Raw genomic sequence first — 1,481 nt, 5'->3', positions numbered from 1 at the left:
GAGTCGAAGCCCCACCAACGGCGAAACGCTGATGGGGCTTCCCCTCGTTAACGGGCCGGAACCGGCTGCCGAACGGCCTGGAGCCAGCCAGTGGGCAGGCCCTGACCCAGCTACCCGCCCGGCCAAGCCTCTGCTACCAGGCCGGCCAAGCCTCTGCTGCTCGACCGGCCGTGGCCCTGCTACTCGGCCGGTGCCTCGGCGGCCGCCAGCTCGACCTTCGCGACGGTCAGCTCGCCCTCCGCCTCGCTCAGCAGGACTTCGCGCGCATTGCCGGCGGCCTTCAGGTCGCCGAGCCCTGCCTCAAGTTGGGCCACCTGTGCGGCCGATCCGGTGATGGTCGCGGTGAGGACCTCGGTGCGCTGCTTGACCTTGGCTTCGGACTTCGCCTTGCGGATGCCGCCCAGCGCCTGACCGACCGTCCCGAGCAGCCCCGTGTCGGCGGCGGACGCAATTGAGGCGAGCCCCGCCATCGTCGGCCATTCGGCGCGGTGCACAGAGCCGGCGCGCCACCAGCTCCAGACCTCTTCGGTGGCGAAGGGCAGGAACGGTGCGAAGAGACGCAGCAGGGCGTCGAGCGTGGTGGCCAGCGTGGCCAGGACCGAGGCCTGCTCCGCCTCGCCGGCGGCACCGTAGGCGCGGTCCTTGATCAGCTCGACGTAGTCGTCGGTGAAGGACCAGAAGAAGCTCTCAGTGACCTGCAGGGCGCGCGCATGGTCGTACTTCTCGAACGCGGCCGTCGCGGTCTCCACCACCTCGGCCAGCTGACCCAGCAGCGACTTGTCCAACGGGTTGGTAACCACGGCGTCGTCCTCGGCAAGAACCGAAGCCTCGGTGGCACCCAGGTTCAGCACGAACTTGGAGGCGTTCAGCAGCTTGATGGCCAGGCGGCGGCCGATCTTCATCTGCGCGACCTCGTAGGCGGTGTCCGCACCCAGCTTGGCGGAAGCCGCCCAGTAGCGCACCGCGTCCGCGCCGAACTGGTCCAGCACGTCCGTGGGGACCACCACGTTGCCCTTGGACTTCGACATCTTCTTGCGGTCCGGGTCCAGGATCCAGCCGGAGAGCGCCGCGTGCTTCCACGGCGCGCAGCTGTTCAGCGAGTCGCCGCGCACCACGGTGGAGAACAACCAGGTGCGGATGATGTCGTGGCCCTGCGGGCGCAGGTCGAACGGGAAGACGTTGTTGAAGAACGACTCGTCCCGGCTCCACTTACCCACGATCTGCGGCGACAGCGAGGACGTGGCCCAGGTGTCGAACACATCGGCGTCGCCGATGAAGCCGCCGGGCTGGTTGCGCTGCGACTCCTCGTAGCCCGGAGCGGGGTCAGCGGCCGGGTCCACCGGCAGCATCTCGTCGGAGGGCACCACCGGGTTGTCGTAGTCGGGGTTGCCGGAGGCGTCCAGCGGGTACCAGACCGGGATCGGCACGCCGAAGAAGCGCTGGCGGGAAATGAGCCAGTCGCCGTTAAGTCCTTCGATCCA

Annotated in this window: 1 protein-coding gene; it reads right to left on the bottom strand. The window is 68.7% G+C overall.

Annotated features, from left to right (window positions below; genetic code table 11):
- Positions 1–179 precede the first annotated feature (179 nt).
- Positions 180–1,481: class I tRNA ligase family protein (locus AC5RUJ_RS16215; protein ID WP_494129154.1), on the bottom strand; the 1,302-nt coding region annotated here is incomplete at its 5' end.

It is taken from the genome of Arthrobacter sp. Y3223164, from assembly GCF_059091005.1.
Note: the sequence above shows the minus strand (reverse complement) of the source record. Positions and strands in the feature narration are given on the sequence as shown.